The organism is Candidatus Magnetaquicoccus inordinatus, assembly GCF_004217665.1.
Lineage (GTDB): Bacteria > Pseudomonadota > Magnetococcia > Magnetococcales > Magnetaquicoccaceae > Magnetaquicoccus > Magnetaquicoccus inordinatus.
Map to the genome: position 1 here is coordinate 1 of NZ_RXIU01000024.1, position 25,313 is coordinate 25,313.

22 protein-coding genes, 1 tRNA gene and 1 pseudogene are annotated in these 25,313 nt (G+C 46.4%); 18 read left to right on the forward strand and 6 right to left on the reverse strand.

What is annotated here, in order from left to right; all coding sequences use genetic code 11:
• Positions 1 to 391: 391 nt before the first annotated feature.
• Positions 392 to 1,852 (forward strand): sigma-54-dependent transcriptional regulator, encoded by a 1,461-nt coding sequence (locus EJP87_RS03620; protein ID WP_130470504.1) that lies wholly within the window; start codon positions 392 to 394, stop codon positions 1,850 to 1,852.
• A gap of 626 nt (positions 1,853 to 2,478) precedes the next feature.
• Here the strand turns inward: EJP87_RS03620 and EJP87_RS03625 are convergent.
• The 5 genes from EJP87_RS03625 to EJP87_RS03645 form a co-directional block, all read right to left on the reverse strand.
• On the reverse strand, positions 2,479 to 3,765 hold the full coding sequence (locus tag EJP87_RS03625; RefSeq protein WP_130470505.1) for a TRAP transporter large permease: 1,287 nt from the start codon (positions 3,763 to 3,765) through the stop codon (positions 2,479 to 2,481).
• Complete coding sequence (locus EJP87_RS03630; RefSeq protein ID WP_130470506.1) at positions 3,762 to 4,355, reverse strand: TRAP transporter small permease; 594 nt, start codon at positions 4,353 to 4,355, stop codon at positions 3,762 to 3,764. Before EJP87_RS03630 ends, EJP87_RS03625 begins: the two co-directional genes overlap by 4 nt.
• 64 nt (positions 4,356 to 4,419) lie before the next feature.
• The gene (locus EJP87_RS03635) at positions 4,420 to 5,433 is read right to left on the reverse strand and encodes a TRAP transporter substrate-binding protein (protein ID WP_130470507.1); all 1,014 of its coding nucleotides are present in this window, start codon (positions 5,431 to 5,433) and stop codon (positions 4,420 to 4,422) included.
• A 142-nt stretch (positions 5,434 to 5,575) separates the two neighbouring features.
• Entirely contained in the window at positions 5,576 to 6,241 is a 666-nt protein-coding gene (gene nth, locus EJP87_RS03640) for an endonuclease III (RefSeq protein ID WP_130470508.1), read from the reverse strand.
• Complete coding sequence (locus EJP87_RS03645) at positions 6,238 to 6,618, reverse strand: VanZ family protein (RefSeq protein ID WP_193771115.1); 381 nt, start codon at positions 6,616 to 6,618, stop codon at positions 6,238 to 6,240. Before EJP87_RS03645 ends, nth begins: the two co-directional genes overlap by 4 nt.
• Before the next feature lie 89 nt (positions 6,619 to 6,707).
• Here EJP87_RS03645 and nagZ point away from each other — a divergent pair, with 89 nt between their 5' ends.
• The 11 genes from nagZ to EJP87_RS03700 all read left to right on the forward strand — a co-directional run bounded on the left by nagZ (position 6,708) and on the right by EJP87_RS03700 (position 17,304).
• Entirely contained in the window at positions 6,708 to 7,811 is a 1,104-nt protein-coding gene (gene nagZ / locus EJP87_RS03650) for a beta-N-acetylhexosaminidase (protein WP_130470510.1), read from the forward strand.
• A gap of 21 nt (positions 7,812 to 7,832) precedes the next feature.
• Positions 7,833 to 8,228, forward strand: a complete 396-nt coding sequence (locus tag EJP87_RS03655; RefSeq protein ID WP_130470511.1) for a gamma-butyrobetaine hydroxylase family protein — start codon at positions 7,833 to 7,835, stop codon at positions 8,226 to 8,228.
• Positions 8,229 to 8,318: 90 nt separating this feature from the next.
• Positions 8,319 to 8,394, forward strand: a tRNA-Glu gene (locus tag EJP87_RS03660).
• A 163-nt stretch (positions 8,395 to 8,557) separates the two neighbouring features.
• Positions 8,558 to 9,799: a tyrosine-type recombinase/integrase gene (locus tag EJP87_RS03665; RefSeq protein ID WP_130470512.1), complete on the forward strand. Its 1,242-nt coding sequence runs from the start codon at positions 8,558 to 8,560 to the stop codon at positions 9,797 to 9,799.
• A 29-nt stretch (positions 9,800 to 9,828) separates the two neighbouring features.
• Complete coding sequence (locus EJP87_RS03670; protein ID WP_130470513.1) at positions 9,829 to 10,746, forward strand: transcriptional regulator domain-containing protein; 918 nt, start codon at positions 9,829 to 9,831, stop codon at positions 10,744 to 10,746.
• 488 nt (positions 10,747 to 11,234) lie between these two features.
• A complete protein-coding gene (locus EJP87_RS03675) occupies positions 11,235 to 11,513 on the forward strand; it encodes a helix-turn-helix transcriptional regulator (RefSeq protein WP_130470514.1) in 279 nt (92 codons plus the stop codon).
• Positions 11,514 to 11,572: 59 nt separating this feature from the next.
• Positions 11,573 to 13,063 (forward strand): tetratricopeptide repeat protein, encoded by a 1,491-nt coding sequence (locus tag EJP87_RS03680; protein ID WP_130470515.1) that lies wholly within the window; start codon positions 11,573 to 11,575, stop codon positions 13,061 to 13,063.
• 279 nt (positions 13,064 to 13,342) lie between these two features.
• Positions 13,343 to 13,960 (forward strand): hypothetical protein, encoded by a 618-nt coding sequence (locus EJP87_RS03685; RefSeq protein WP_130470516.1) that lies wholly within the window; start codon positions 13,343 to 13,345, stop codon positions 13,958 to 13,960.
• A gap of 54 nt (positions 13,961 to 14,014) precedes the next feature.
• Positions 14,015 to 14,887: a bifunctional DNA primase/polymerase gene (locus tag EJP87_RS03690; protein ID WP_130470517.1), complete on the forward strand. Its 873-nt coding sequence runs from the start codon at positions 14,015 to 14,017 to the stop codon at positions 14,885 to 14,887.
• 38 nt (positions 14,888 to 14,925) lie between these two features.
• Positions 14,926 to 16,089, forward strand: coding sequence for an AAA family ATPase (locus EJP87_RS03695; protein ID WP_130470518.1), 1,164 nt, complete (start codon positions 14,926 to 14,928; stop codon positions 16,087 to 16,089).
• 978 nt (positions 16,090 to 17,067) lie between these two features.
• Positions 17,068 to 17,304 carry a hypothetical protein gene (locus EJP87_RS03700; RefSeq protein ID WP_227657434.1) on the forward strand — a complete coding sequence of 79 codons (237 nt, stop codon included), beginning with the start codon at positions 17,068 to 17,070 and terminating at the stop codon, positions 17,302 to 17,304.
• A 221-nt stretch (positions 17,305 to 17,525) separates the two neighbouring features.
• Here the strand turns inward: EJP87_RS03700 and EJP87_RS03705 are convergent, their stop codons facing one another.
• The gene (locus EJP87_RS03705) at positions 17,526 to 18,239 is read right to left on the reverse strand and encodes a recombinase family protein (protein ID WP_193771116.1); all 714 of its coding nucleotides are present in this window, start codon (positions 18,237 to 18,239) and stop codon (positions 17,526 to 17,528) included.
• Positions 18,240 to 18,381: 142 nt separating this feature from the next.
• Between EJP87_RS03705 and EJP87_RS03710 the strand changes: the two genes are divergently transcribed.
• The 6 genes and pseudogenes from EJP87_RS03710 to EJP87_RS03735 all read left to right on the forward strand — a co-directional run.
• Positions 18,382 to 19,095 carry a hypothetical protein gene (locus EJP87_RS03710; protein WP_130470520.1) on the forward strand — a complete coding sequence of 238 codons (714 nt, stop codon included), beginning with the start codon at positions 18,382 to 18,384 and terminating at the stop codon, positions 19,093 to 19,095.
• Positions 19,096 to 19,212: 117 nt separating this feature from the next.
• Positions 19,213 to 19,677: an H-NS family nucleoid-associated regulatory protein gene (locus tag EJP87_RS03715; protein WP_130470521.1), complete on the forward strand. Its 465-nt coding sequence runs from the start codon at positions 19,213 to 19,215 to the stop codon at positions 19,675 to 19,677.
• A 448-nt stretch (positions 19,678 to 20,125) separates the two neighbouring features.
• Complete coding sequence (locus tag EJP87_RS03720; RefSeq protein WP_130470522.1) at positions 20,126 to 20,722, forward strand: DUF1819 family protein; 597 nt, start codon at positions 20,126 to 20,128, stop codon at positions 20,720 to 20,722.
• Entirely contained in the window at positions 20,719 to 21,291 is a 573-nt protein-coding gene (locus EJP87_RS03725; protein ID WP_130470523.1) for a DUF1788 domain-containing protein, read from the forward strand. Before EJP87_RS03720 ends, EJP87_RS03725 begins: the two co-directional genes overlap by 4 nt.
• A gap of 28 nt (positions 21,292 to 21,319) precedes the next feature.
• On the forward strand, positions 21,320 to 24,901 hold the full coding sequence (gene brxC, locus EJP87_RS03730; RefSeq protein WP_130470524.1) for a BREX system P-loop protein BrxC: 3,582 nt from the start codon (positions 21,320 to 21,322) through the stop codon (positions 24,899 to 24,901).
• A 25-nt stretch (positions 24,902 to 24,926) separates the two neighbouring features.
• Positions 24,927 to 25,313 (forward strand): annotated as a pseudogene (locus EJP87_RS03735) (BREX-1 system adenine-specific DNA-methyltransferase PglX); the annotation flags it as partial.

The window sequence follows — 25,313 nt, forward strand, 5'->3', positions numbered from 1 at the left end:
CCGCACATTACCAGCAGGGCTTTGCCCTGCACCCACCAGGAGGAGATAATCTCCTCCTGGACCTCCCTAATAATTTTCTGATTTTCAAATGCGATTGCCCTGTGTCCAGACATGGTCGTGGCGCTGAAAAAGATTGCAGAGCCATAAATTTCCTCTATAGCGGATTGATTTTACTGGCAAGCATCGTCATAATGAGAAGATGGTCGCTTTACTCAGGGGGGAAGCTGCGATCGGTTGGACTGCCTTGGCACTCACACCGCTTTTCCCCCTATTCGCGTCCGCAATATTCTGATCGGTTGGCAATGATAGCAATGAGCCGGAATAGATCTTTATAAACGGCACCTGCCGAGTAGATCCCTTTTCCGCACTCGCAGTTGAACCATGGCAAGTCATGACTAATACATCTTCTTCACTACCTCATATCCTGCTGGTCGATGATGAGGCTGGTATTCTCCTGGGCGCCAGTCTGTTGTTGCGCCGCTCCGGCTTTGAACCGGTCTCCACCCTGCAAGAGAGTCGCGCCGTGTTGCCCTTCCTGGAACAGCATCCCGTGGCCATGGTGGTTCTGGATCTGCACTTGCCACACCTCTCTGGTCTGCAACTGCTTGGCGAGATCAAACGCCTCTATCCCGATCTGCCGGTGGTGATCTTGACCGCCATGCAGGATGTGAAGATGGCGGTTGCCTGCATGAAAGAGGGGGCGATGGATTATCTGCTCAAACCCATCGAAAAAGAGCGCCTGCTGGCCCTGGCCGAACAAACCAGACAGTTATACTCGCTGCGCCGGCAGGTCGATGCCTTGAAAGGGTGTCTGCTCAACGAAAATATTCCCCACCATGAAGCCTTTGCCGGCATTGTTACCAACAGCAGCCGCATGCGCTCCTTGTTTCAATATATGGAAGCCATCGCCACCACCCGTGAACCGGTGTTGATCACCGGCGAAACCGGAGTGGGTAAAGAGTCGATTGCCGCCGCCATGCACACCTTGAGCGGACGCCGTGGCCCCTTTGTTCCGGTCAATGTGGCCGGTTTGGATGATATGGTCTTTTCCGACACCCTTTTTGGCCATCGCAAAGGAGCCTATACCGGCGCCGATCAAAATCGCGAAGGACAAATTGCCAAAGCCCAAGGGGGAACCCTCTTTCTCGACGAGATTGGTGATCTCAGCGAAACCAGTCAGGTCAAGCTGTTGCGCCTGCTGCAGGAGAAAAAATATTTTCCGTTAGGATCCGACATCGGCAAACATGCCGATATTTATGTCGTGGCCGCCACCAATCGCCATCTCAAAGAGCGCATCTTGAGCGGCCATTTTCGTGCCGATCTCTACTATCGTCTGGCCGGCCACCAGGTCCACCTGCCACCGTTACGCGACCGTGCCGAAGATATTCCTTTGCTGGTCAACCATTTTCTGCAGGAGGCAGCCAGTTCCGTCGGCAAAGAGCCACCGACTCCAACCCCGGAGCTCTTTTCTCTGCTCTCCAGCTATCCTTTTCCGGGCAATATTCGCGAACTGCGGGCCATGGTCTTTGATGCTGTGGCCCAGCATCGCCGCGGCATACTCTCGCTGCGCAGCTTCAAAGAGCATATCGCCACCATGCAGAGCTATCCCGAAAACAGCCTGCCTGCCAGCAATACTCCGCCACACACAGGGCCACAACTCTCCTGGCCCAACTCCACCCGTCCGCCCACCATCAAAGAGGCCGAAGAGTTTCTCCTGCACCATGCCCTGCAGATCAGCAAAGGCAACCAGGGTATCGCCGCCTCTCTCTTGGGCATCACCCGACAGGCTCTCAATCAACGACTGGCCCGCCGCAAAAAAGGGGAGTCAGAGTGGGAAATGCACCCTTCATGATGAGGGATTAAAAACTGGCACGAATGATGCTCTAGTAAAGACAACAGCGGGTCACTCTGGACGACCTGGCGAAACAGCAGCAAACGATGGATGTGGTGACCGGATCGCTTCGCTTGCCGAACCGGGAGGAAGTAAAGAGATGCGGGTTCTTTGGATCTGCGTCTCTCTGTCAGGCCGGTCGGGGGTACCCCCCTCTAACTCCTGGCCGGCTTGACTAAACTAAAATATTTCGGGTCTTGATGACCCGCTATCGGAAAGAAGAAGCGGACCTCGCGGTCTGTGTCTTCCTGCCGGGCTGATCGGGAGCCCCCCCCCTCTAACTCCTGGTCGCCCGGCTTTTTTTATGCCCGCCTCTCGCTGAAACGCTTTATATCTCGAAAAAACATATTCATTCAGAGCCAAAGAGCATGAGACCCCTGCAAGCGGAAAGCTTTGGGTTGCGCCTGTCGCTCCTTGGCACCCCTTGTTGCGGCCAAACCTACACCCACATCATGAAACAAGCATGCAGACAACCCCTGCAACATTTGATTCAGCTTAGAACATTTATTGCACCTGCAGCAATTTTTTGAATATCAAGCATTTAACCAATACAAACGCCATACCAATCATAAAACGTTGCACCCTTTTTAAGGAATCATGCCCAACAGACGCGGCAGCCACAGGGAGAGCGGCGGCCAATAGGTCACGACCATAAGAAATGCAACGGTGGTCAACATCCAGGGGATGGCCGCAATGGTCACCTCGGTCAGTCCACGATCAATCAAACCACTGACCACATAGAGATTCAAACCGACTGGCGGCGTCACCATGCCCACCTCCATATTGACCGTGATCAAAATCCCAAAATGGACCGGATCCACACCCAGCTTGGTGGCAATAGGAAAGAGAATGGGAGCCATGATCAAGACAATCGAAGAGGGCTCCATAAAGTCGCCAGCCAGTATCAAAATCAGGTTGACCACCAACAAAAAGCTGAAAGCACTCAAGCCCTGATCCAGCATCCACATCGCCATCTGTTGGGGAATATTTTCGTGGGTAAGCAAAAAGGAAAAGAGCGTGGCATTGGTGATGATATAGAGGAGCATGGCGCTCATATTGGCTGAAGCCAGCAAGACCTTGGGCACATCACGCAGCGGCAAGACCCGATAGATATAGACTGCGACGATAAAAGAGTAGACAGCGCTGACCGCAGCCGCTTCCGTAGGGGTGAACATACCGGAATAGATTCCGCCCAAAACAATCACGATCAACAGCAAACCCCAACTGGATTGCTGGAAGGTATGCCAGACTTCGCCGAGGGAAGCGCGCGGTTGCCGGGGATAGTTGTTTTTTTTGGCCTGATACCAGGTAGTCAACGCCAGCAAAAAGGCCAGAACCAGACCAGGAATAATACCGGCCATGAACAGAGCGCCCACCGAGGTATTGGTGGAAACAGCATACATGACCATAACAATAGAGGGGGGAACCAGGATACCGAGAGCTCCGGCGGTGGCGATGGAGCCAGCACCAAAGCGCAAAGGAAAACCGGCTTTGAGCATTGCGGGTATCATGATTGAACCGATGGCGGCGGCGGTGGCCGGCGAGGAGCCAGAGATGGCGGCAAAGAGGGCGCAAGCGATGACGCCAGCAATCCCCAAACCACCATGAAAATGGCCCACCAGCGCCGTAGCAAAGTTCACCAGGCGTTTGGCCACGCCACCATGGGTGAGAAAGTTTCCGGCCAAAATAAAGAAGGGGATGGCCATGATTTCAAACTTTTCAATCCCGGTAAACAGCTTCATGGCCACCGCTTCCAGGGGTACCTTGGTCAGGGTAAAGAGAAAAATCAGCACAGTCATGCCCAAAGCGATTGAGATGGGCATGCCGGTCAGCAGCAGCAAAGCCAACAGAGTAAAAATAATAGCAGCAGTCATCGCAAAAACTCCCGTCCCACCAGTGGGTGACCGCTGGCTTCACTGCCAGCCGCATGGACATCCAGCTCTTCTACCGGAATCGGTTCATGGTGTGGCAATTTGCCGGTACGGGAAAAACGGATCATCACCTGAATAAAACGAAAACTCATCAAATAGGAGCCCAGGGGAATGCACAGATAGACCAGCCACATCGGCACCTCCAGATCGGGAGAGGTTTGTTGGGTATGGGAGATTTTCCAGACCATATGGGCTCCCAAAGTACCAATCATGGCGGTAAAGAAAACCCCACAGGAGAGACCAAAGAGAATGACCGGCTTTTGGCGTCGTGGCTCCAGTTTGTGCACCAGCAGATCCACTCCCACATGCACACCGGTACGCACGCCATAGGCGGCGCCAAATTTGGCCATCCAGACAAACATGTAAATACACAACTCTTGGGCCCACGAGGTATTCAAAGTGGAGAGATAGGGATAGAGGGCGGGAACGCCGGAGGCATAACGATGAACAACGGCAGCAAAGATCAAGACGGTCGCCGCAGCCATCAGAAAACTGATCAGCCACTCTTCCAGATGGTCAAAAAATGCGCGCATGGAGAGTCATCCCGGCGGTGCCGCTCCCCCAGCGGCACCAACCATTTTGTAGGAATAAAGAGAGTCAGCGACCGGCATCAAAACCAGCAGCTCGATGCAACTCGGCAATCAGCTCTTTGCCGATCCGATCCTCCATTTGCGTATGGACGACCATCATTTTTTGTTGCCAGAGCCGCCGTTGGGCCGGAGTCAAAGTGAGCACCTCGGTCTTGCCAGAGGCACGTACCGCCTCCACTGCCTGATCATTCTCCTGTTTGGCAATCTGATTGGCATACACTGTCGCCTCGCTCATCGCCTTTTCCAGTTGCTGACGCAGATCGCCGGGCAGCCCCATCCAAAAATCCTTATTGACAATAACGGCATAACCCAGATAGCCATGATTGGAGATGGTCAGATATTTTTGCACCTCGTGCATCTTTTGGGTATAGAAGTTGGAGGGGGGATTTTCCGTACCATCCACCACCCCGGTTTGCAGAGCCTGATAGACCTCCGAAAAGGCCATGGTTTGCGGCATGGCGCCCATGGCACGCATTTGTGCATCCAGCACCTTGGAGGATTGAATACGCATCTTCAGACCCTGAAAATCAGTCGGTTCGCGCAGTGGTTTGTTGGCACTCATCTGTTTGAAACCGTTGTCCCAATAGGCAAGCCCAATAATGCCTTTTGGTTCCAATTTGCGCAGCAGCGTTTGCCCCAGCGGACCTTTGGTCACCTTGTGCAAAGCATCAAAGTCATTGAACAAAAAGGGCAGATCAAAAGCCTCAAACTCTTTGGCTCCCAGCGGCCCAAACTTGGCAAGAGAGGGAGCCAACATCTGCACCGCTCCCATTTGCAGCGCCTCCAGCTCCTCTTTATCCTTGTAGAGCTGACTGTTGGGATAGACCTCTACCTTGACGCGGTTTTGGGTATAACTGGCAGCCAAATCACGGAATTTTTCAGCAGCTTTTCCTTTTGGGGTATCGACAGCCACCACATGGCTGAATTTGATCACAATCGGTGCTGTGCTGGCGTTGGCCCCGAGCGGCCAAGCAAGCAAAGACACCATGCCGGTCAACAGCCATTTTTGCCATTTCTTCATGCTGCACTCTCCTTGATTGATCGATCCGTCCGGCATTTTCCGGCCCAATAAACCCATATTTTGCGCATCCTCCCGCTCTGACAAAGCGCATTTTCACCTATCCGCGGATGTGATAGCACAGGGCAAACCATTACGCAACCACTTATTTTTTCTGATTCTCTTTAATTCTCTGCCCGGCAAAAGCCTGGGGACAATAGGCAGGCAACGGACATTGCGCACAGCGTGGTTGTCGCGCCTGACAAACATGCCGACCATGCAGCAGTATCCAATGATGGGCATGGGCGAGAAATTGTTCTGGAATACAGCGCAAAAGTTCCTGCTCGACCGCCTCCGGGGTACGACCTTGTGCCAGAGCCAGGCGGTGCGCCACCCGAAACACATGGGTATCCACCGCCAGAGTCGGTTGGCCAAAGGCCACGTTCAACACCACATTGGCGGTTTTGCGTCCCACTCCCGGCAAGCGTTGCAAAGCCGCACGCTCCTGCGGCACCTCTCCGCCATATTCGTGCAGCAACAACTGACTCATCGCCAAGAGATGTTTGGCCTTGTTGCGATAGAGCCCCAGGGAACGAATATGGGCGATAATCCCCTCTTCTCCCAAGGCCAACAGAGCTTGTGCCGTATTGGCCACAGCAAAGAGCTTTTGGGTCACCCGATTGACCCCCACATCGGTGGCTTGCGCCGACAGAATTACCGCCACCAGCAACTCAAACGCTGAGGCAAATTGCAGCTCGCTGCCGGGATGGGGTGCCGCCTGTTGCCACAGGGAAAAAATCGCCATAATCCGAGCCTTTTCTGTCTGTTTCATGCGCCACCTTGCTGTTTTTTGCGCTCTCTCCAGGCCAACAGAGCCACTACACAAGCAGCTCCCAAACTGTCAGCCAGCCAATCGGCCACCTCTGCTGACCGGCCCGGCACATAATATTGATGCCATTCATCGCTGATCCCATAGAGCGCCGCATACCCCCAAGCATACCAGGAAGAGGCGCGCAACTGCCAACTGCGCCCACTCTGCCAGGCCAGCGCAGCCAAGAGAGCATAGCCCAAAAAATGCAGCAGCTTATCTTTCAGAGGAAAACCAGGCCCCGGCAACAGGATAGGCGCCGAAGAGAGGGAATAGATGAGCGCCGAATAGCCCAGCAAAAGAAGGGGCCAACAAATCCTGGCCCAAATGGTTAGGTTCATGGTAACATTAATCTTTGCCGTCAATAGAGGGTAAAGCATGGATACCGGAGTCTCCGCAAGCACTCCGTATACTATACACAGGATGTCGCATGAGCACAGCCGATTCTGCAGGTCAGCATTTGGTCGCCAGCATCGCCTCTTACCAACTAAGCAGTGAAGAGTGTCATTTTTTGCAAGAGGTTCAACCCGCCGGAATCATCCTATTCAGCCGCAATATTCAGGATCCCGATCAACTCCAGGATTTGATTCAATCGATCCGCGAAGAGGTTTCACCACTCTGCACCATCTGGCTGGACCAGGAGGGTGGCCGTGTCCAGCGTTTGCGTGATCCTTTTACCCGTTATCCCAACCCTTGGCGCTGGGCCGAACTGGCACGCCGTGATGCCGGACAGGCTGCCAAATTGGCAATGCTGGCCGGGCAGCTTTGTGGCATGGAGTTGGCGGCCATCGGTATCGGCATCAATTGCGCACCGGTATTGGATCTGCGCGAAAAAGGAGCCGATCCGGTGATTGGAGAACGGGCTTTTGGTGATACGCCGCAACAGGTGATCATGTTGGCTGGCGCCTGGCTCGACGGCTTGCAAAGTCAGGGCATCATGGGGGTGGGCAAACATTTTCCCGGACATGGCGCCGCTCGTGCCGACTCGCACAAAAGCCTGCCGGTGATTTCTGGCAGCCGTGAGGAGTTGGGCGAACGGGAGCTCATGCCTTTTCGTCTGTTATTGCCCCGACTGTCGGCCTTGATGACCGCGCATCTGGTGGCCAAAGCCTTCGACGAAGAGCCCGCCACCTGGTCACGGGAGCTGTTGCACGGCCTGCTGCGCAAAAAATGGGGATTTAACGGCTTGATAGTCAGTGATGCTCTGGAGATGGGAGCACTGCATGGTCCCTTGTCGGAACGGGCCCAACGGGCTCTTTCGGCAGGTTGTGATCTGCTGTTATGCTGTACTGGTCATTTGGAGGATAATCAGGCGGTTTTGGAGGGAATCAGTGAAGCCCGTTCCTCCTGGACGCCCACACAAAGTCGCACCAGTGAAGAGCGTATTCGCCGCACCCTGGCAGCTTACGCACCACCACCTGGTGATTGGCGTGGTCTGTTGCGGCAGAGCGATTATCAACGTTATCGCCTGTTGATGGAGAGCAATGCCAGCAGCACTCCGCAAGAGGATCCCACCGAGACCCATCACTCTTGATTGCCTACGGAGAAGAGGCCCATGTCATACGGCAGTGAACATATTCCCAACGAAATCCGCCAAAAGAGCCAAGAGCAGCGCCTGCAGATCACCTGGGATAGCGGGGAAATTTTTTCTTATCCCATGGAATATTTGCGTGTCAAATGTCCCTGTGCCGACTGTTGCGGACACACTCCCGATCAGGCCAAACTGATTGATGGCAAACAGGGGGTGACGATTCAATCGCTGCTACCGGTTGGCCGTTATGCGTTGAAGATTGCCTTTAGCGATGGCCATGACAGCGGCGTCTTCTCCTGGAGCACCCTGTTTGATTTGGGGCTGCAACAGGAGCGCTATTGGCAGGAATATTTAGAGGCGTTACAGGCCGCCAAAAAACGCCGCAAGCCCTCGATCATTCCCATTGCCGTGGTCTCTTGAAGCAACTCCTGCAGAGTTTTTCGGGAACGCGCAAAAAAGCACTTGCCAGCCGGGTCAAGAAGCGGTAAAAGAGAGCGCGCCACACCCGACGTCCCCATCGTCTAGTGGCCTAGGACACCGGCCTCTCACGCCGGCAACACGGGTTCGACTCCCGTTGGGGACGCCAATTCATTATCCAGCATAGTCCAAAAAAGTCCAATAAGCCCGTAAAAATCAACATTTACGGGCTTTTTTGTGTCCAGAGTAGTCCAAGGAAATCCGCTTGCATCCAACAAATTTGTTGGGCTATATGTTGGTCAGTGACAAACAAACACGCGGGAGACCAACACATGCCTCCAATAAGCTCTGCATCTCCAAGTGACTCCAAATCTGAAGAAAAGCCAGGCAAATTGTGTGACGCAACACTCCGAAGTCTCAAGGCTTCCGTCAAGACCATCAAAAAATCTGACGGTGGTGGCCTGTTCATCCAAGTGGAACCAACAGGCAGCAAGCTTTGGAAATGTACCTACCGCCGATTCAATGGAAAGCAGAATACCCTCTCCTTCGGTCAGTACCCGGAGGTCACCCTGAAGGAGGCCCGTAAAAAGCGTGATGAGGCAAGAGCGCTCCGAGCATCTGGGATAGACCCGTCGGAACATCGAGAACAGGAAAAGGAACTTCTGGCCGGTGGAGGTACGTTCGAGGTTATCGCTCGACAATGGATTGAAAAGAAGCTCAAACCAACCGTGACAGCGGGACATGTCAACCTTGTAACCAGACGCCTGGAGATTGACGTATTCCCTCACCTTGGAACAGCCCAGATACGGGATTTGCGAGCACCAGACATTTTGGCGGTGCTGGAAAGAATGGAACTCCGAGGTGTGATTACTTCAGCGCATCGAGTAAGGCAGATAATTGGTCAGGTCTTCAGATTTGCAGTGGCCAGTGGCAAAGCTGAGTATGACCCAACATTCGCTCTTCGAGGAGCATTAACCTCTATCAAAGAAGAGCATCACCCTACAATCACAGACCCAAAAGCTGTTGGAGAGTTGCTGAGGGCTATCAACGGCTACTCAGGTTCCTTCGTGACCAAATGTGCGCTACAATTGGCTCCGCTGGTCTTTCTACGTCCTGGAGAGCTTCGACAAGCCGAATGGTCAGAATTTAACCTGGATGACGCTGAATGGCGAATACCGGGAACACGGATGAAAATGAGAAAGCTCCATATCGTTCCCCTTTCCAGACAATCATTGGCAATCCTGGAACTACTACATCCACTTACTGGAAAATGTAAATATGTGTTCACAGGTGCTCGTTCAGATGACCGGCCAATGTCAGAAAACACCATCACTGCTGCTCTACGTCGTCTTGGGTACGAGGTAGGTACAATGACTGGACATGGTTTCAGGAGTATGGCCTCTACTCTTCTCAATGAACAGGGATGGAACCGCGATGCCATCGAGAGGCAACTTGCCCACGCTGAAAGAGATTCGGTTCGAGCATCCTATAATTACGCAGAATACCTGCCTGAGCGAAAGAAAATGATGCAAGCTTGGGCAGATTATTTAGACAAACTGGCTGGAATTAAATAAACAACAAACCTTTAAAAATGAGAAAAAACATGTCAAAACCAGATTGGCTCCCAAACTGGAAGAATCCCTCAGAATATCCTGATGTTGACACTACAAGCATCGAGCAGTGGGCGTGGGAATTTTTACGCAGAAATAAGAACTATCAAAAAAATTTTTTAAGAGCAGCAGAAGCATCAGAAACTGCAAAAGAAATGGAGTCTGATTTGTCAGAATTCCAGGTTTCTATTAAGAAATATATCAGCGATTTAAATTCAGAAATTGAGACAGAAACTGATAAGGAGTTTCTAACAGGCGAAATAAGAGAATTAGAAGATACTTTAAGAGAAGAACAGTCATCGTTGTTCTCTGAGCAACTAACGGTGTATGATTTTTTAACCAGATACAGGCTAAACAAATCATGGTCAAACTTAATCCATCTATTCAACCCAAGCAACAACTATAAAGAAGGAGTTTTTGATAAAGATATCACACCATCATTTTGCATGGTATCCGAAGATAGTGAAAATTGGGTAAATGGAGATAGTGATGCAGGAGAAATGTTTGGCGGATTAGATGATGGCGAATTAATGGATAAAGGGTTTTTATGCTTTCTTTATTCTAGCACTGAAATTCTTGTTAAATTTGACGTATCACTCTCAATTGATAAACAGCTTTCATCAATCAAAAAAGTGCTCACTCAAAGAAAAAAGAAATTGGCTCAACTGGATTTTATAGAATCTCCATCAGACCCAAGAAAAGTTTGCGACAACTACCAATCATATTTGAGAGTACTTGATGCCAAACAGTCAGGAATATCCAACAAAGATATAGCAAATCATCTTTTTCCAGAATTAGGAGCAGATAACAACAAAGCAGAAGATAAAGGACAGACAAATATTAGAAACCATTTAAAAGCAGCAACTGCACTGTCAGAAAAGGATTGGGAAAGAATTCTCTTCATCGATTAATTCAAAATTCAGTGTAGGATTTAGCGAGTTCTAAATCTGTCAATATACGATATCAAATCTGTGATGTCCAAAAACGCCCTATTCTGCTCAATTTTTAGCTAATGAAAATCGCCACAACATGCTGCAAATAAATTTTATTTCAGCGTGCTGTCGGGTCTATTGTCCAAGCACGTAGTTTTTGCCAACTTGGACACCCCATATCAAATCATCCCTCTTCATCTTCATTCCTGACCACCCAACCGCCTGCTAATTAACAGCCAGCAGTTAGCTAACAGCCTATTCTTTTTTTTCATGCTTCTAAAATGAAGAAATCTAGTCCTGTCACACAGAAGGCACCTGTTAGGTAACAGGTGTGATTACCTTTATCAGTTTTAGTTTTTGACAAGGATGATTGTTCATGATAACTTCCTTTCCAACGAAAACGAGGAACCACTCGAATGAACAGCAACGAACAAGGAATCGAATAGAAAGGAAAAGGAAAACGAAAAATGAACAAGTACGGAATCGATAGCACGTCTAAAGAACAACGCACGAAAGAGGCGACCTACCGCCAATTTGTGGATGGAAAGGTCTTCCTGAAAATCAACAACATCCTTGAGCTGTATCCGGTTTCAAAATCCACCTGGTGGGCCGGGGTGGCTTCAGGACGTTTCCCCCCATCAGTAAAGCTTGGACCACGCACCACGGTATGGAGAGCAGAAGACATCAACGTTCTGCTGAACAACCCATCAAAGGGTTGGAGCAACACCCATCAGGCGGTTTATTGATGGTTACAGGATATGACTGTTTGTACACTAACGTAGCATGAGCACTTGGAGAGACGAAAATGAAATCAACAAAGGCGTTGAACGTTGTCGGTGGCAGAAGTGGTATTTCGTATACCAGTGAGAATGGAAATGTTGCATCAGACGTAACCCTTAAACAACAAGATTCGGAGATGGAAATGAAAGCTACAATGGTAAAGGCGTTGAACGATGTCGGTGGCAATAGTGGTACTTCGCATTCAAACGAAAATGGTCGGGTACAATCAAAGAAAACCATTCAAGAACTTATCTTTGATATGGATAGGAAAGCTAAAACAATCAGGGAATTGAACATTTTTGGTGGCAATAGTGGTACTTCGAATTCCAATGTGAATGGAAATGCTACACTAAATGTAACCATTCAACAACAAGATTTGGAGATGAAAACGGAAGAAACCGAGCAAAACGAGAACCGTGTGAAAATCGGAAGCAATATTAGTTCTTTCCGAGTAGATACTGCGAGCTGTTCATCATATGCAATTAATCTGATGAAACAAAATGGAGAGAAGAAAGAATTGAGTGCGGAATCTTCGGAAAATGAAGGTGGATTGTCAAATCTTGAGAAGGATATCAAGGATGCCAAAGCTGGAAATGCACAAGCTCAGATGAGGCTTGGAAGACGATATATAAGAGGGGAAGGAGTCCCACAGGACATCAAAAAAGGAGTTAGGCTTATCGAGCTAGCTGCAAAAAAACATGACCCGGATGCTTTATGCGACTTGGGCACAATGTACGAGGATGGTCAAGGAAAGCCACAGAACCTCAGAAAAGCAGTTAAGTACTACCGTCTAGCTATTAAGCTAGACAATCGAAGTGCCATGTCGAATTTGGCCTTAATGTACTATAAAGGAAATGGTGTGCCAAAAAACATCGCTGAGGCATTTAGATTGTGTCAAATGGCTATTGACAGAGGGTCAGAATATGCCATGAACAATATGGGTAATATACTATGTCATGGTGAAGAAGAGATTCGAGACATTGCAAAGGGAATAGAGATGTTTATCCTGGCTGCGCAAAATGGGTATGCTGGCGCTCTGTGGCAACTAACCATGCTGATATATATATCCAAAGGTGATAATAGTCAGCAAGCATATTTTGAGGCGTTTTGTGAATCCTTAAAATATGGTAACGCAAAATCAAAATACATGCTGGCAATGGAGATTCTCAATTGGTATTACGGACCTCCAGACTTCAGTAAGGCGATAATGCTTTTTTGCATGGCCGCCAATGGTGGTTATGTCCTCGCACAAACAATGCTTGGTTCTTTGTATGCGGAAAGAACAGGTCTGCCAGAGGACTCAAATGGAGAACCTATATGGCTAAGCCTCGAAGATAAAAGAGGATTGCCAGAAGATTATGTGACATCCTACATGTGGTTGACCCTTGCCGTGGAACAGGGTGGTGAAGATGCCATGGACTTTCGTACAGAGATTTCAAAACACATGAACTCTGAACAAATTGCTGAGGCTCTTGAGATGGTGAAAAATTGGAAATCAACTCAAAGAGATGAGTAATTCTTTGGGCCTGTTACCAGTCATGGGTAGCAGATATGGTGCAAAATAAGTGGGATGGGTCAGAATACCCTCCCACTCATAAGATTATCTTAGTTTCCACTTTGTGAAATATGAATTTGTTGTTTGTAAACTGTATCAGAGAGTAATGACCTCATAGACAATCTGGAAAACATTATGGAACTCGTTATTGAATATAAAAAGCACATACTGATGAACAGATTGGTATTTTATCATTTATGGGATAGTGCTAAGTAAGGAACTTCTCCCAGAAGAAAAGGTTTGAGTTGGCAGAATTTCACAGGAATAATCGCTGTAGGAATTATAAAACAATGCTGGAAAATGGTGGTCCTTATCATTCCTAAGATATCACCAGAAGACGTATCGCTAAGGCTTTATAGAAGAGAGACAAACATCAACAACTTTTTCGAGGAAACGGAAATGGCAACAGTAAACACATCGGTGATTTTTACACTGAGTAATGTGATTGTAAAATACGCAAATCTAGACGTAGGCGCTGACTACTTTGGAAGATTACAGTGGAAAGCAAAGCTGGAATTCGCATCGAAGAAATCAGATTTCGATACTGTCGTAAAAGATATTCTCCAGATGACTGGATGGTCGTCTTCTGAAGAAATAAAAAACTATGTTAGCTTAGAAAACAAAAATGCGTCTATATGGGCAACATCTTTCAATATTGTTCCTGTGTACGACAAAGATGCCACATTGATAAGTGCTGACAATATCAAGAAAAATGATATCGTCAATGCTAAAATTGAGATTGTCCTCGGCATGACAGATGGAAAAAAATCCATGTATTACGATTTGAAAGCTGTTCAAAAAGTTGCAAGTGGTGAAAGAAAGCCTGGTGCTTACCCGTATTTCACAAAAATCGAATGATGCACCTTAACAGAGTTCCTGAACTTTTGCGTAAACGATGAGAGGTTGGACACCATGGATATCTTAAGCACAGCATGCAAAATTGCTTCACTGGGTGGGAAGATTTTCCCATTACTTCCAAATGGCAAAACTCCCCTTAAATCTGGTTGGCAGGATATGGCATCTTCCAATCCAGAAGAGATTGAACTTATGCTGAAGAACAAGCGCCTGAATTACGGTGTTACCAGCCTTTTCGTGATTGATGTGGACATGAAAAATGGCAAGAACGGGGTGGAGTCGCTCAACAAACTCTCCAATGAGTTTGGGGGACTTCCATCCACCTTAACAGTTTCCACGCCAAGTGGTGGATTTCACTACTATTTCCAACTGATTGCAGATATCGGAAACTCAGTTGGAGCGATTGGTGAAGGTCTTGATATACGTTCTGTAGGCGGTTACGTCGTGGGACCGGAATCTATCATTGATGGAAGGAAATATTCCATAATCACCGACACTACCGCATTGCCAGAATTGCCAGTAAATTGGAAAAATCATTTCATAAGTTGCAAACAACGTTATACGCCTGTTTCAGAGAGAATAAAGCCCGCTCATTGTCCGGTTCCAAATGATTTTGGAATCGAACAACCGGCTTATATAGATTCAAAAGAATCCATCACAATCGCTTCTCGATACTTGAAAGAAGTCGCTCCACCATCTATAGAGGGGAATGGCGGTGATGCAAATTCTATCAAAGTCATTCGGAAAGTTCGAGATTACGGGGTTTCTGAAAGTAAGTGTTTTGAGCTGCTTTTAGAATTCTGGAATCAGCGGTGTGTTCCACCATGGAGTAATTATGAGCTGCTGAAAAAAGTGAGCAGCGGTTACAAGAACGCACAAAATAAAGCTGGCTGTTTATCGCCACACTCTTTCTTTTCTGCTATAAAATAATCGATTCAACTTTGTGACGAGTTCGGGAGATACTTACAATGAATGATACCTTGAAAAGAAATTTAGACAGTGAATACGTTCAGCAAGCTGCTGGAAATTCTGATGTTTCGGATTCCCAGGGGAACAAAGAGGCTGTTGATTTGGAGCAGGAGAAGAAGCCGTCAAAACCAGACTTCATCAACAGTACTACACTATACACGTTAACTCCCGCTTTAAGTGTGCTTGAGATGCCTCCTCAGAAGTGGTTGGTTAAGAAGATAATTCCTCAAACTGGCATCGTAGTACTGTATGGACCATCTGGTTCGGGCAAATCGTTTCTGGCTCTTCATCTGGCCACAGCGATTGCCAATGGTGAAAAATGGTTTGGGAGTATCACCGAAATGGTTCCCGTTGTTTATATGGCATTAGAGGGAGAGTCTGGCTATTCTGCTCGATTGAAAGCTCTTGAAATGCAATCAAAAATTCCAGAGTCCCATTTGAGTTTTATATTCTCTCAACAATTTAATGCACATTCAATGGAAGATATCGAGCGATTGGCAGACTCAATTATCAAATCTTCTGGTCATGGCTGTGCAATCATCATTGATACTCTCAGCCAGGCCGCCAGTGGAGTTGATGAAAACAGCTCGCAAAGCATGAGTAGGATTATCTCTCACCTGCAATTGCTACAAAATCTGGTTGGAGGGGTAGTCATTGTTATCCACCATACAGGTAAAGATGTTTCCAGGGGCATGCGTGGCCACAGTTTGATTCACGCCGCGATTGACGTTGCTCTTGAGGTTTCTGTTGTTTCAGAGAATTCTCGCAACTGGAAGCTAACCAAGAGCCGGAATGAGGTATCAAACACGGTGTATCCGTTTTCATTGCGCAGAATTACTCTTGCTACTGATGAAGATGGAGATGAAATCAGCTCTTGTGTTATTGATGAAGGTCTGGTCGAAAATTCCGGTAGAGGTTCACAGTCTATTCTCCACAGGTCTTTACCAAAAAACCAGGAAGTTGCTAGAAATATCTTGATGCAAGCGTTATCAACTACTTCTGCTCAACCTACTATGGATGAGGCGGTTTCAATGGTTTCTCAAAATCTTGACTGTGAAAAATCCAGACAAAGAGAACGAGCTAAAGCCTCCATTGACGGTTTAGTATCAAAAGGAATCTTCAATTTAGCTGATGGCAGATTGCATCTGAAAATGGCTTCATGAGCTTCTCAAACTATCAAGCTCTTTTCAACAATCGAACCTCGTTGTCAAATCACAACCATCACTTAACCCTTCCCGAAATTCCCGTTCTTGCTATAGAGTGGGGATTTTTCGGGAATTTCGGGAAAAAATAATTCTCCATCAGTTAAAAAATTCAATGGTGATTGTTAAAAGAATCATCAAAATGCAATGATTGTTGATTGATTCGTTATTCTCTCTCAACTGATGCGTCTGTAAGGAAGCTTCATTTGAAGATGGAAGATGATATCAAAAAATGCGCTATAAACTATTCAAACTATCGTATCTTCTTTTAACAATAAAACCTCATTGTCAAATCACCATCAACTCTTAACCATTCCCGAAAATCCACCTTCTATAAGAAGAACGGGAATTTCGGGAATTTCGGGAAATGATTGCACCTCAGTCACTTATAAAATCAAGTGGTGATGGTTAGAAAAATCTTCAATATTTATTGATTGTTGATTGATTCGTTTTTCATCTTTCAACTTATACATCTGTTGGTAATTGTGTGTATTAAATACTAAGTGGCCATTTAGAAAAAACACACCAACTAATTACGATTATATATTAATCAGTAGGTGTGCATTAAGTAGGTAACCACTTACAATAGTTAGTACACACACAATATTTTCTATTACACTATAATTAGTATGTTGTGTCTTGTATCTTTTCTAAGTGGCCACTTACAAAAAAAGCACCACAAATATATATACACCATTACCTATGATTGATGATGATTCCATATCATCAATCAATATATATACAATCCCCGTTTTTCCCGTTTTCCAGAAACAATATATAGAAACGGGTTTTTCGGGAAGATTCTTCTGAAACTCAACAAACGTTTCATCTTTCAAGAGAGCATTGAATCTCAGCTTATCCTTCGACATTCCACCATGTCATAAGGCTTGATATTATAAGGGTGAGCACCCGTAATTTTTGAAAGTGGAGCATACGAAAATGATGACAAGCATTTCTCAAGATTCAATCACTGTAGGATTTTCCAAAGAGTCCATTCTTGATACAGTTGGAGCTGGCAAGTTTTTGAATTTATCTCCTGCAACTCTTGAAAAATACCGTCAGAGAAACTCTTACATTAAAGGTCCAAGGTTTATGCGATTTGGCAACCACAAGATTTTTTATAAAATAGCAGATTTGCAAGAATGGTTGAAAGAAAGGTTGGTTGAGCGAGATTAGAGATGCATCGGATAACCTGTTGTTTTATAATGTTGCGGAATTGTCAAGATACATTTTTCGTGATTTGATACTCTGATTGCTGAGTAATGGCATGCTAATTGATTATTTTTTGATATTCAATCACCATAACATTCATTCCGTTTTCTTCAACATGGTAACAGATTACCATGCACACATTAAAACCGGATTGAATATTTGGAAGAATCCATTCTCAAATTTTGTCACATAGAACACCTAGTATTCTGAGGTTTGAATTTTTGTAGAACATTGACCACGCTGGTCACATGCCAGCGTGAACCACGAGAAGGGATACCATCTGAGTTCAATTTCTCGGTGATGGCCTTCAGAGTCATCCCAGAGTTGCGGAGATTGGCAATTGTCTGGATGGTTTCCTGTTCCGTTTCGTGTGGTAGGAGAGTTACACCATCATTATGCATGCAATAGCCGAAGGGGATTCCACCTACACGCTCTCCCTTGGACCGTTTGACCGCCATAGCAGCGGTGGTGCGAGAGCGGATAAGTGCCCGCTCATATTGAGCGAACAAATCAATCATCCCACGCATAAGTTGTGCTTCAGGACCGGTTCCGTTTCCAACACCATCTGCTGACACCACACGGCCTCCTGCTCTTTCTACGAGCCGCTCAATCATAGCGGCGAGCATGGAATCACGGGCAAGTCTGTCACGTTTGGCAACAAGGAGAATACCTGCTCCACTGGTCTTCATACAGTCGATAGCTGCCATCAGCTCATGACGATGCTCAAGACCGGCACCACCGGAGATGGACTCTTGGAACGTAGCAACAGGAGAGACACCGTTGAACTGACACCAGCGTTCAATCGCATCCTTTTGGGCTTTAGGACCGAGATGCTGTTCCTCAGTACTAACTCTGATAAAGAGAACAGCTTTAGTAGAATCACCGAGAGAGATTTTCATGGCAGCTCGTGAATTGTGATTGAGACGATTTTTTGATTCTACCCTTAACGGATTTAAAATACAAGAACCGTTCCCTTCTTGTACAGAATTTTTGCACACTCTCATCTAAATTTTCCATTTTTACATGGAATAGGAGTCTCCAATGAATGACTATAAAGTTGATTTTGACCGTCTGTTTTTTGACACGCTTAAAATTCCCTACAATGCGTACTGCAAGAGATGTTCTGTACCTACCAAAACTCCGATAGCACCTTATGTGGGTTTAGGGTACTGGCACGCCAATCCTAGAGTTCTCTTCGTAGGTTCTTCGCATTTTACAAACAAAATGAGCCTAAATTACATGCTGCACGACTTAGATGCACAAACCGCCTTCTTTATTGATGGGTGCATTGAAAATTTGTTTGACAACCCGCAATTTGATAGCATCGCATACGCAACCTTAATTCCGTGTCCATTTCCATCGAAGTCTATAAAAGATAGTATTCTTGATAATTGTGCCAATGGACTTAACACGCTGTTTCACATTATAAAGACACTTCAGCCTGATAACGTGATTTTCTTCATCTCTAGAAATCAGTACAATGCTGTCCATGATTTGTCACTGCTGACAAAATCTGGCACAAGCGTTGAAGAAATCACGAAAATAGATTCTGAAATTGAACAAGATGGTTATAGTGCTCCATTTTGGAGTAGAAGAATAGAAGCAGATTACGGGAATGTGAATGTTCTGGTGTTAAATAGGAATGTTACTTATGACAAATTCTACTCAAGAATCATTGAAAGCGGTCCAATAGAATCAAGAGAGAATAGTAAAACAATAATTGGCAGTATTCTTTCAAGCATCTGGAAGAGATAGATAAAATTTCTCCTTGAAGTTATTTTTTCAATCTCACAGAAAATCATTGACAAAATTTGTAGAAATTCTCATCATATTGGCACTATTCATTTTATTCTAAAAAATGGAGACTGACCAATGGCTGCGAGCAAGAAGACCGTGAGTCAAGCTGCTGAAGAGAAGGAGATAAAACCCGTAGCAGAGGCACCTGTTCCTCCCACTTATGAAGAGGAATTGCAGGTTGTGGGTGTGCCGTACAAGACCTTGTTGAAGTGGAGAAAGTCCATAGATGCTGAGATTGAAAGGCAAAAGAAGCAAATAGAAGAAGATTTCAGAAAGAAAACCCTCCTGGAGGCGGAAGCTCTTGGACTTTCCATCAATAAAGTGTTCGGGATTGCAAATACCGAAGCTGCTGAAATTCCGGTTGAAGAAGGAAAGACCAAGAGAAAGAGAACAGATGCGGGTGTCAAGGCTACGCCGTTTTATCAGAATCCGAACGATGCTTCTCAAGTGGCTTCCAGGCGTGGTCTGCACCCCAAGTGGATGAGAGACCTCTTAGCCGAAGGAGTTCCAATTGAGTCGCTCATCATCAAGAATGACTGACCATTCTTTGTGTATCCTCTGTTGGAGGCAGTGCCAAACACACTGCCTCCATTTTTCAGAGATACGGAAAATCCCATAATACGCTATCCATTCTGGTTAATCACCTTCACCATCTCGCTGTTTATCTGCTGAAACAACACCCCCCCCTCATCATTTTAATCACAAAATCACTTTCAAATCAAAATCCTGCAAAAAAACACCTCCTAGATAGCACCTCTGAGGCCGGTTGGTTCCTGTGGAACTGATAGGGACCACAACACCGTGGTGACCGGGTTGTGAGAATCCAGTGGGTGAACGCAGCACCTCAACTGCGGCATCACCACCACCGATGTATAGACCCAAGCCGCTGTAGATGCTATCCTTGGCACCTCATCAGCTCATTTTCGCGGTTTTTGCAGCAGAGAAAATGCACAATACGAATAAAGTTATCATGAAGTTTATATAAAGAATGAGAAATTATACAGCAAACTTTACCAAGGCATCCCTTATATTGCAGGAGAGCCGCATTATTGCTAAGTTATTGCTCGAATCCCCTTCTGAGGAGGTGTGGAGGGAAGAAGTACTTATCATAAATATCTTGAAAAAGCGAACCTTGAACTCATCTTTAGGTTATGCTAATTTAGTTAAAGCGAGACTTGGAAAGCTGCATCCCGATGCCTTGCCTCTCGTAGCGTTCGGGTCCAGGGAGGTAGCCACTCAGATGCTTCTTGCTTCAACAGTGAAGTACTCCCCGCTCCTGGGAATCTTTATGTTGCAAGTTTTGCAAGATTTGTATCGCAGCTTCAACGACCGGTTGACCATCCACCATTGGGACCGGTTCCTGGAGCAGGTATGGGAACAGCAGAGTCCAGACGCTTCCAGGTGGTCTGAACGAACAATCTTGAACCTCCGCAGAACCGGATACCGGATTCTTGTGGAAGCAGGGTTTCTCTCTGACACTAAATTGTTGAAATTGCAGAGAGTATTTATTCATCCTGATGTTGAGTCATTTTTGAAGCAACATGATGAGAAGTTTGCTCTTGCTTGTTTAAGGGTTTCTTCATGAGCAGTTTAACCGAAAGACTTAACAAGATTCTGGACCGTCTCACCTCGGATGATTTCCTCTCAGGGAGTGGTCTTGGGAATGAGATTCCGTTCCATGCGTTTGACTATCCCCCACAGCAGGAGCTGGCGGTCCGTGACCATATCCGCTTTCTGGAGCAACAGATTCCCAGAAAGAGACAAGAGCTGTCCGTGTTGAATATCAATCTGTTCGACCTGGTTGTAACTTATCTTCAACAACGTGGATTGTTTGATAAAGCAGTTGAGATGCAAACAAATAGGGGAAATCCATTTATTTTAGATAAGTTAAAAGCTCCTCTTGATGCCACCAAGCTGGCTAAAGTTATTCATGAGCGAATCCAAGAGGTTCAACCAAGCATGGTGTTCCTCACCGGTATAGGAACCGCATTTCCACTGGTGCGGACCCATACCCTTTTGAACAGCTTGCAACCATTGATGGGACAGACCCCCTTGGTACTGTTCTATCCCGGTGAATACGATGGTCAGGCGTTACGACTGTTTGGATTGTTGAACGAGAGAGCTTACTATCGAGCCTTCCGGCTCGTAGACTGATGATGATGAAGAAGAGGATGATTTCATAATGCTTATCAAAGACCTTTTCGCCAAACCAATCTCCAGGTCCATCAACGGAGTCATCAAAGCTGACCAAGCTGATGATGCTTCCGTATGGCAGGAATTGGATGAATACGTCATCACAAAAGAATTGGATGTTCATTTCCGACGCTTTTTTGAATCTTACTTAAATAGCATCACACGCCAGAATGACCCAGATATAATTGGTAAGGTTGGTGTCTGGGTCTCCGGTTTCTTCGGCTCTGGTAAATCCCATTTTATCAAAATACTTTCCTATCTGCTTGGCAATAGAACCATTTCCTATCAAGACAGTACCAAACAAGCATTTGAATTCTTTAAAGATAAAATCTCAGATACCATGCTCTTGGCTGATATCAAAAGAGCAATCTCCACTCCAGCAGATGTCATTCTCTTCAATATTGACTCAAAAGCTGATGCAAAAGATGGGCGTGATTCCATCCTTAAGGTATTTTTGAGAGTATTCAACGAGCGATTGGGCTTCTGTGGCGAACACCCGCATATCGCTCACATGGAAAGATACCTGGAAGAAAACGGGAAATTTAATGCATTTAAAAATTCTTTTCAATTAGATACCGGTAAGAATTGGGTGGAGGAGAGAGATGCTTATAATTTCCACACTGATTCTGTAGCCAAGGCACTCTCCGCTGCACTTGGCAAATCAATCCAGGATGCCGACACCTGGATTGAACGGTTTGAGAAGGACTTCAGCTTAACTGTTGAGAACTTTTCCAAGTGGGTCAAAGAGTATCTCGATTCCAAAGGTGGAAACCACCGCATCATTTTCCTGGTGGATGAGGTTGGCCAGTTCATTGGCCAAGACACACACCTTATGCTCAATCTCCAAACCATCACCGAGAACCTTGGAACTATCTGTGGTGGCAGAGCGTGGATTGTAGTGACTTCTCAGGAGGATATTGATGCTGTTCTGGGTGAAGTGAAAGCGTCCAAAGCCAATGACTTCTCCAAGATTCAGGGGAGATTCAAGACCCGTCTCTCCCTCTCCAGCGCCAATGTGGATGAAGTTATCCAGCGGAGATTGTTGGAGAAAACACCATCAGCCAAAAATGAACTGGTTGCAGTGTATTGTGGTAAGGCGGATATCCTGAAGAACCAGCTAAGGTTTGTGAATGCTGGAATGACCTTCCGTGCCTTTGGCAACGAGGAGGATTTTGCTGCCATCTATCCCTTCGCTCCATATCAGTTCCAACTTGTTCAGAAGGTATTTGAAAATATAAGAAAAGCAGGAGCAACTGGTCTCCACCTAGCTCGTGGTGAACGCTCGATGCTTGATGCATTCCAGACAGCCTCCATCAACGTCTTAAGAGAGGCTATCGGCGTATTGGTTCCCCTGCACATGTTCTATCCTTCCATCGAGAGCTTTTTGGAAGGGGCAGTTAAGTCCACCATTGATAACGCTGCACGCAACGCATCCCTGGAACCGTTTGATGGACTGTTACTTAAGACTCTGTTCTTGATACGTTATGTCAATGAAATCAAAGGAACAGTTGACAATCTTATCACACTCTTCATCGACCAGATTGATGCAGACAGGCTTGCCATACGGAACCAGGTTGAAGCAGGTCTCCAACGCCTTGAGGGTCAAACCCTGATAGGCCGGAACGGGGAAGAGTTCTTCTTCCTCACCAACGAAGAACGTGATATCAGTCGTGAAATCAAGCTGGTAGAACTTACCTCTGCTGAGGAAGCCAAGTTCCTTGGAGAACTTATATTTGATGACCTGTTGGGTGGATTGAAGAAGCATCGCTATCCTGATAACAGTAAGGACTTTGAAATCAATCGTCTATGCGACCTGCACCCCCATGGAAACAGAACAGATGGAGCGTTGACCATTTTGATGGTCACTCCACTCTCAGATGATTATAGGATGTACAAAGATGGCAAATGCCTCCTGGAAAGTGATGATAAGGTGATTGTCCGTTTAGATGATGACACAACACTTGGACGGGAACTCCGTCTCTATCTTCAAACTGAGAAATATATCACCAGAAAGAATGACCATTCTGCATCCAGCACAACTCGCCAAATTCTTCAAGAAAGAGCAAATGAGAATCGCCAGCGTCGTGATAGATTAAAGTTTGTGATTGATAGATTGGTCAAAGAAGGACGCTATTTTGCTGCTGGTCAGAAGCTAACTCTGAAGAAACCAACTGCTATTTCTGCCATTGAAGAAGCATTTAATTATCTGATTAAAAACACCTTTAGCAAGATGTCTTTTTTGTGTCAGCTGTCAAAGAATCCCCTTGCTGAAATTAAGTCAATTCTGAGTTCTGTACAATTTGACAATCCCATGGATTCAGATGCTGATATCAACGAAGCTGCTATCAAAGAGGTAGGGAATTTTATCTCCCTTTCTTCTCAGGCAAATCGTCAAATCATTCTTGATGAGATGATAGAGAAACCGTTTGGCCGTCGTCCCTACGGTTGGCCAGAATTGGAAGTACTCCTTCTGGTGGTGAAGCTGGTTAAAAATGGGGAAATCGCTCTAAATATGGATGGAGCGGTACTTCCTGTTGATAAGACTTATGATGCCGTTCAAACACCGGCTAAGTGGAAACGGATTTCTATCAGCAAGAGGAAAACTACTGATACCCCAACCCTTCAGAAAGCCGCACGATTGGCAAAAGAGCTTTTTGGGAAACTTGCTCCCATATCAGAAGATGCTCTTGATAAGTCCATCAAGGAGGGTTTCACCTCCTGGCAGTCAAAGTTGGGCGAGTGGTCAGGTTTAGCCAAAACCGGAAACTACCCTGGTCAAACCGAAATATCCGATGCTCAAGGCGTGGTATCCAAACTTCTCTCCATCTCTGACAGCTTTGACCGTATCACTAAGTTTCTGGAGTTGGAGAATGACCTTAAAGACATTTCTGATGATATTCATGACCTTGAACAGTTTCACAAGACCCAGAAACCGGCTTGGGAACGTCTGCTGAAGGCTCAGAGCCACTATAAACCCAATGCAAGACAACTGGAGCAGGATGCTGATGCTGGTCCTGCACTACAACGTATCTTGCAAATATTGCAATCACCCTCTCCCTACGGATTGATTAAAGAGGGGGATGCTCTCATCCAGAAGGTGGAGATGGTCAACACCCGATTGGTTGGGGAAAAGCGTTCCCATGCACTTGAGAGAATCGAACAGCTTGTTGCTCAACTTAAGAGTGAGTTGCAACAAAATCAAGCGAATGCGGATTTAAGTAATGCGTGTTTATTGCCCCTGCAAGGCATCAAGAACCAGGTGGAGAAGGAGGTCAGTATCGCACATATCTCCCAACTCCAAACAGAGGCTCAGGCTGCTGTAGACGAGGCGTTTGACAGAATTGTCAAAGCACTGAAAGGACCAGCACCTCATCCATCACCAAAACCAGCTGGTGGTGGAATTACCACACCTCCTCCAAAGCCAATACGTGCCCGGAGAGTTGTGCAGGTAAGTTCTTTGTCATCCAAGGGATTCCTGGAAAGCAAGGAGGATGTTGAAGCCTTCTTACAGCGGTTACGCAAAGAGTTGGAATCAGCTTTGGCCAACAATGAACGGATTGAAATTCGCTGACTTTATATAAGGTTATGACAAAACCATGAACCGCAAGAATCTGAAAGATTATGCTCCCCAAGCTCGTCTTGACTTCATTGCAGCAGTTACAGCAAGAGCCAACCGGTTTGGGATTTCGGAGAATGGTTCCACTCCGATGGAGCATCGAGGGGATGTTGTTGCGATTGGTGGTAGCGTCTATCCAAGAGCTGTGGGTCTGCAACGAGACAAGCTGATTGAGCGCATCAAACTCCAAGGATTTGCTCAAGCAATGGAATCGGTGGCCTACACCTGGTTTAACCGATTCGCTGCACTGCGCTTCATGGAGTTGCATGGATACCTTGACCACGGATTTCGTGTTTTAAGTCATCCTGATGGTGGAGTCCATCCACAAATCCTTGAGCAAGCAGAATATCTGGAACTCTCTGGATTG